8 protein-coding genes and 2 pseudogenes are annotated in these 6,254 nt (G+C 66.0%); 2 read left to right on the forward strand and 8 right to left on the reverse strand.

Translation table 11 applies throughout. The annotated features are described in order from the left end of the window. Positions 1-247 precede the first annotated feature (247 nt). From AC2VLV_RS10525 to ureE, 5 genes and pseudogenes are all read right to left on the reverse strand, one after another. On the reverse strand, positions 248-913 hold the full coding sequence (locus AC2VLV_RS10525) for a HoxN/HupN/NixA family nickel/cobalt transporter (RefSeq protein ID WP_486989943.1): 666 nt from the start codon (positions 911-913) through the stop codon (positions 248-250). Positions 914-947: 34 nt separating this feature from the next. Further along, a pseudogene (locus tag AC2VLV_RS10530) lies at positions 948-1,265 on the reverse strand (HoxN/HupN/NixA family nickel/cobalt transporter); the annotation flags it as partial. A gap of 18 nt (positions 1,266-1,283) precedes the next feature. After that, positions 1,284-1,949: an urease accessory protein UreG gene (gene ureG, locus AC2VLV_RS10535; RefSeq protein ID WP_486989939.1), complete on the reverse strand. Its 666-nt coding sequence runs from the start codon at positions 1,947-1,949 to the stop codon at positions 1,284-1,286. Next, a complete protein-coding gene (locus AC2VLV_RS10540; RefSeq protein ID WP_486989944.1) occupies positions 1,946-2,680 on the reverse strand; it encodes an urease accessory protein UreF in 735 nt (244 codons plus the stop codon). Before AC2VLV_RS10540 ends, ureG begins: the two co-directional genes overlap by 4 nt. Continuing rightward, positions 2,643-3,149 (reverse strand): annotated as a pseudogene (gene ureE, locus AC2VLV_RS10545) (urease accessory protein UreE); the annotation flags it as partial. The gene AC2VLV_RS10540 and the pseudogene ureE, both read right to left, overlap by 38 nt. Before the next feature lie 116 nt (positions 3,150-3,265). On the opposite strand from ureE, the gene AC2VLV_RS10550 reads away from it, so the two are divergent. Next, the gene (locus AC2VLV_RS10550; protein WP_013107403.1) at positions 3,266-3,493 is read left to right on the forward strand and encodes an AbrB/MazE/SpoVT family DNA-binding domain-containing protein; all 228 of its coding nucleotides are present in this window, start codon (positions 3,266-3,268) and stop codon (positions 3,491-3,493) included. Continuing rightward, entirely contained in the window at positions 3,490-3,882 is a 393-nt protein-coding gene (locus AC2VLV_RS10555) for a type II toxin-antitoxin system death-on-curing family toxin (RefSeq protein WP_486989940.1), read from the forward strand. The genes AC2VLV_RS10550 and AC2VLV_RS10555 overlap by 4 nt, the downstream gene beginning before the upstream one ends. Before the next feature lie 127 nt (positions 3,883-4,009). Here AC2VLV_RS10555 and ureC read toward each other — a convergent pair whose 3' ends face one another. From ureC to ureA, 3 genes are all read right to left on the reverse strand, one after another. Then, the gene (gene ureC, locus AC2VLV_RS10560; RefSeq protein WP_486989941.1) at positions 4,010-5,749 is read right to left on the reverse strand and encodes an urease subunit alpha; all 1,740 of its coding nucleotides are present in this window, start codon (positions 5,747-5,749) and stop codon (positions 4,010-4,012) included. Further along, positions 5,749-6,054 carry an urease subunit beta gene (locus tag AC2VLV_RS10565; protein ID WP_486989942.1) on the reverse strand — a complete coding sequence of 102 codons (306 nt, stop codon included), beginning with the start codon at positions 6,052-6,054 and terminating at the stop codon, positions 5,749-5,751. The genes ureC and AC2VLV_RS10565 overlap by 1 nt, the downstream gene beginning before the upstream one ends. A gap of 23 nt (positions 6,055-6,077) precedes the next feature. After that, positions 6,078-6,254: urease subunit gamma (gene ureA, locus AC2VLV_RS10570; RefSeq protein WP_486989945.1), on the reverse strand; the 177-nt coding region annotated here is incomplete at its 5' end.

Here is a 6,254-nt window from a genome sequence, read left to right on the forward strand (position 1 = left end):
GCTTGAGTCGCGTAGAGCGAAAAAAGGGTGTGGGGATGGCCTGTGGCGGCGGATTTGCCGCCCCATAGCCCAAGCTATGGGGCAAAAAGCCGCTGCCGCAGGACGCCGCACAGCCTTTTTGCAGCCCGCGACCCTCAAGTCCGACAGGCTCCTGGCCTGAACCTTGAGGAAGCCGGTCAAGGCGCAAGCCGAGACCGGCTTGGCTGGACTTCGCCGGGCTCGTCCCGGCTCTTTTTTGGCTCTTTTCTCAGCGCACGCGATAGTGCCGCCAGGCGAACGCCCAGATCGCCAGCAGCAGTGCCGTCACGGCCAGTCCGAGCGTGGAAAAATCGAGCGACTGCACAGTGGCCCACACGCCGCCGGAGGCGCCCGCATGTTCACCGAACCATTGCAGCCACTCCACCCCGCCGATGAGCAGCGCGACCCATACCGACAGCCCGGTGATGACCACGTTGAAGCCCAGTTTGCGAGCGGCGTCCTGCATGGCCCAGTCGTAAACCTTGAGCATGGCCAGGCCGTCCAGGGTGTCCATCAGGCTCATGCCCGCGGCAAACAGCAGGGGAAACACCAGTACGCCCCACACCGGAAAATGGCTGTGCTGGGCGAATGCGGCAGACAGCCCGAGCACCGCTACTTCGGTCGCGGTGTCGAAGCCCAGGCCGAACAGAAAACCCAGCGGCAGCATCTGCCAACTCGCGCGGATGCGGGCATAAACCGCGTGAAACAGGCGGCTCATTCCGCCGCGCTGCGCGAGCAAACCCTCCACGGCGGCTTGACTCACGACTTCGCCGCGACGCGCGGCCAGCAGCAGTCGCAGCAGGCGGCGGAACAGGGCCAGATTCACCAGTCCGATCAGGGTGAGGAACCCGGCGGAGACCAGCGTGCCGATCCACCCTCCGGCCCCCCCCTGCAGACTGGATCAGCGTATGGGCATCGCGCGCCAGCAGCGCCACGACCACTGACAGCAGCACGACCACGCCGCTATGTCCGAGCGAGAAAAACAGCCCCACCGCCACCGGGCGCTGGCCGTCCTGGCGCAGCTTGCGGGTGACGTTGTCGATGGCGGCGATGTGGTCGGCATCGAAGGCGTGGCGCAGACCGAGAAAGTAGGCCAGCGCACCGATGCCCAGCAGCGCCGGATGGCCGGGCAGCAGCGCCAGCAGCCAACCCCACGCCGCGACATGCAGTGCCAGCAGGGTGAGGCCCGTGGCGGTGAGGGCGCGTCGGTCGAGTCGTCCCAAGCCCGGTCGGGTGGAGGTCGGCATGACTGGAAGATGCAAGAGTCAGCCTGCCCGCAGCAAGCCCTTGTTTTCGATGAACTGCACCACGACGTCCAACCCGTCCAGGGTCTTGAGGTTGGTCATGGCGTAGGGTCTGTTGGGACGCATGCGCTCGGTGTCGGCGCGCATCACGTCGAGGTTGGCGCCCACATGCGGAGCGAGGTCAGTTTTGTTGATGACGAACAGGTCGCTTTTGGTGATGCCGGGGCCGCCCTTGCGCGGAATTTTTTCGCCGCCGGCCACGTCGATGACGTAGATCGTCAGGTCGCTGAGTTCCGGGCTGAAGGTGGCGGCCAGGTTGTCGCCACCGCTTTCGATGAACACGATGTCGGCATTCGGAAACTGCTCCAGCATGCGGTCGACCGCTTCGAGATTGATCGAGGCATCTTCGCGGATGGCGGTGTGCGGGCATCCACCTGTCTCCACGCCCACGATGCGCTCGGGTTCGAGCGCGCCTGCCACCGTGAGCAGCCGCTGGTCTTCCTTGGTGTAGATGTCGTTGGTCACCACCACCAGGTCGTAGCGGTTGCGCATGGCCTTGCACAGCATTTCAAGCAGGGTGGTCTTGCCCGAACCCACCGGCCCGCCGATGCCCACGCGCAAGGGCGGCAGGCGCTTGGTGCGGTGAGGAATGTGGTGCAGGGGGCTGGCGGTGTGTGCGGTGGTCATGATCGGAACAGGCGGGAATATTGGGTTTCGTGACGGCTGCTGAGAATGGCCAGCAGCGGCGAAAAACTCTGCCAGTCGTCCATGCGGTCTTGCAGGTTTCGTGCCTGCTCGACCGCAGCGGGAATGTCGGGCAGGAGCGCGGCGAGCAGGCGCTGCCCGCTGCTTTGCCCCAGCGGCACCACGCGCATCGCCACCTGCACCTGGTTCTCCAGCCAGGAGAAGGCCAGGGCATGCGCCATTTGTTCGGCGTCCAGCCCCAGTGCCAAGCCGCCCAAGGCAAAGGCCAGCGGCCAGGCGGGCGCGGGTTCGAGTGGGGCGGCAAGCGGCAGCGCGGGATGGTCTGGGCGCAGATGGCGCAGCCACTCCAGCATGGAGCGGCCCATCTGCTGGCTTTGCTGGCGCAGCTCAAAAGTTTCGCGCGCGGCCAGCACCCAGGTCTGCACGGCGCGCAGGGCTGCGAGATCGGCTGCTGCCCAGGCCGCATGCGCGGCGCAGGCCGCCGGCAGTTCGCTGCGGGCCAGCGTGAGCTGCAACTGACCGCGCAGCCAGGCGAGCGTTTGCGCTTCGTCGGTGACGAAGCCCGCGTCCACCGCCGCTTCCAGCCCCTCGGAGTAGCTGAACCCGCCCACCGGCAAAGCGGGGGAGGACAGCCACATCATCGCAAGCTGCGGGGCGGGGATGGTTTGCAGCTCAATGCCCATGAGAATGATCGTGACCCGGCCCGTGATCATGCCCATGCCCGCCACCCTCGCCATACGCCCCGGCCTCGGGCTCGAACGCGGCGAGCACTTCGGCAACGATCAGGTGCATGCGGCGCAGCATGTCGGCCAGCACCGGGTCGGGCTCGAACTGCAGATAGTCGGCCTGCACTTCGAGCTGAACATGGCGGTTGCCCAGGTGATAGGCAGCTCGCGACAGATCGGTGGCCGTGCCATGCGCCGGGCAGGCGCGCACTTGCAGCACGGCTTGCGGCGCGGCGACTACGCGGATCATCGAGCCGTCTTCAGCCACCAGCATGTCGCCTCCGCGCAGCACCGTGCCGCGCGGCAGGAACACGGCGAGGTGACGGCCGGCGCTGTCGTGCGCGTCAAAGCGGCTTTTGCTGCGCGTGTCCCAGTCCAGGCTGACTGTGGCGGCGCGCTGCACCAGCGCAGCGGCCAAGCCGCGCGCGGCGGGAAGATGTTTGTTGACGGTGAGCATGAGGATTCGGAGTGAAAGGGTTTGCAGAAACGGGTTTGCAGAAATTCGGGGCGCCGCCTAATATAACAACCGTTATAACTTCATTGTCCGACTGCACCAGTCGTCAGGAGAACCGCATGTCCGCCCTCAAACTCACCCAGATCGGCAATTCCGTGGGCGTCATTCTGCCCAAGGAACTCCTCGCCCGCCTCAAACTGGAGAAGGGCGACACGGTGTTTGTCACCGAGGCGGCGAATGGCGCCGTGATGCTATCGCCCTACAGCGCCGAGTTCGAGTCGCAGATGCTTGCTGCACGCAGTGTGATGAAAAAGCGGCGCAACGTCCTGCGTGAACTGGCCAAATGAGCCGCTGGATCTGGCTTGACCCCGCAGTACTGCAGGCGGTACATGAAGAGCAGTTGGCCGAGCATGGCGGCGCCTCAGGCACGCGCGATGCGGGGTTGTTTGAATCGGCGCTGGCGCGGCCGGAGAACCTGGCCGCCTACGGCGAGCCCGACGCCGCCGCGCTGGCCGCCGCATACGGCTGGGGGCTGGCGCGCAATCATCCTTTCGTCGATGGCAACAAGCGCACCGCCTTCGTCGCCGCCGAGTTGTTCCTGATGCTCAACGGCCATGAACTCGCCGCCGACGATGCCGCCTGCGTGCTCACCATGCTCGCCGTCGCTTCTGGCGAGATGAGCGAAGACGCGTTCGCGGCGTGGATACGGTCGCATCTGCAGCCGCGCCGAGCGTAAGGGTTGACGCCCCGCGCAGTGCACAGTGCACAGTGCGATGACGGCTTCATTGCGCGGCGTTTAAGCCGCCAACTCGCCCCAAACCTGATTTATCGATCTGCGGCAAAACAGCCAGACCGCGCCATGCTCAAAACAAAAAATATCGCTGCGCCATCGGCAGCACGGTCGCGGGTTCGCAGGTGAGCAGCACGCCATCGGCGCGCACCTCGTAGGTCTGCGCGTCCACCTGCATCTGCGGGGTGTAGGCGTTGTGCACCATGTCGGCTTTTTTCACGCTGCGGCAGCCGCGCACGGCGGCGAGCGACTTGTGCAAGCCCAGACGCTGGCCGATGTCGTTGTCCAGCGCGGCCTGGGACACGAAGGTCAGCGAGGTGGCGGTGCGCGCGCCGCCGAAGGCGCCAAACATGGGCCGGGTGTGCACCGGCTGGGGCGTGGGGATGGAGGCGTTGGCGTCGCCCATCAGTGCGGCGGCGATGAAGCCGCCTTTGAGAATCACGCTGGGCTTCACGCCGAACCACGCAGGCCGCCACAGCACCAGATCGGCCCACTTGCCCACCTCCACCGAGCCCACTTCGTGTGCGATGCCGTGCGCCAGCGCGGGGTTGAAGGTGTATTTGGCAATAAAGCGTTTGGCGCGGAAGTTGTCGTTACGGTCATTGCCCTGAGCGCCACCCAAAGCCGGAGGCGCCAGCCAGCCGCGCTGCGCCTTCATCTTGTGCGCGGTCTGCCAGGTGCGCAGAATGACTTCGCCCACGCGGCCCATCGCCTGGCTGTCGCTGGACATGATGCTGATGGCGCCCAGATCGTGCAGCACGTCCTCGGCAGCGATGGTTTCGCGGCGGATGCGGCTCTCGGCGAAGGCCAGGTCTTCGGCGATGCCCGCGTCGAGGTGGTGGCACACCATCAGCATGTCGAGGTGCTCGTCGATGGTGTTGACGGTAAAGGGCCGGGTCGGGTTGGTGGAGGACGGCAGCACATTGGCTTCGCCCAGCACGCGCAGGATGTCGGGCGCATGTCCACCGCCCGCGCCTTCGGTATGAAAGGTGTGGATGGTGCGGCCCTTGAACGCTTTGATCGTGTCTTCGACGAAGCCGCTCTCGTTGAGCGTATCGGTGTGAATCGCCACCTGCACATCGGTTTCTTCCGCAACCGAAAGGCAGCAGTCGATCGCCGCCGGCGTGGTGCCCCAGTCTTCGTGCAGTTTCAGGCCGATGGCCCCGGCCTCGACCTGTTCGCGCAGGGCGTCGGGCCGACTGGCGTTGCCTTTGCCGAGGAACCCGAGGTTCATCGGGAACGCATCGGCCGCCTGCAACATGCGGGCGATGTTCTCCGGCCCCGGCGTGCAGGTGGTGGCGTTGGTGCCGGTGGCCGGGCCGGTGCCGCCGCCCAGCATGGTGGTGACGCCGCTCATCAGCGCTTCGTCGATCTGCTGCGGGCAGATGAAGTGGATATGACTGTCGATACCCCCGGCGGTGAGGATCATTCCTTCCCCTGCGAGGATTTCGGTGCCCGGGCCGATGATGATGTCCACACCCGGCTGCACGTCGGGATTGCCGGCCTTGCCGATAGCGGCGATGCGCTGGCCGCGTATGCCCACATCAGCCTTGACGATGCCCCAGTGGTCGAGGATGAGCGCATTGGTGATGACCAGATCCATCGCCCCTTCGGCGCGGGTGCGCTGGCTCTGGCCCATGCCGTCACGAATGGTCTTGCCGCCGCCGAACTTCACTTCCTCGCCATAGCCTCCGGCGCGCAGGGTGTAGTCGTTTTCCACTTCGATGAGCAGGTCGGTGTCGGCCAGGCGCACGCGGTCACCGGTGGTGGGGCCGTACATCTCGGCATAGGCGCGGCGGGCGATCGTGGCCATCACAGCGCTCCCATCACGTCTTGCCGGAAGCCGATCACCACCCGATCGCCCGCGAAGGCCACGAGGGCCACGGTGCGTTGCTGGCCCGGCTCGAAGCGCACCGCGGTGCCGCTGGCAATATGCAGCCGCATGCCGCGCGCGGCCGCGCGGTCGAAGCGCAGCGCCGGGTTGGTCTCGGCAAAGTGATAGTGCGAGCCGACCTGAATGGGCCGGTCGCCCGCGTTTTCCACCACCACGCTCAAGGTAGCGCGGCCGGGGTTGAGAGCGAGGTCGCCCTCGGCGCAAAGGATTTCTCCAGGAATCATTGAAACGCTCCAGATTGGGGGATTCACGCAATGGGCTGGTGCACGGTGACGAGCTTGGTGCCGTCGGGGAAGGTGGCTTCCACCTGAATGTCGGGAATGAGTTCGGCCACGCCGTCCATCACTTCGTCGCGGCTGAGCAGGGTGCGGCCATAGCTCATCAGCTCAGCCACGGTGCGGCCGTCGCGCGCGCCTTCCATCAC

The organism is Thiomonas sp. TH-17, from assembly GCF_057473305.1.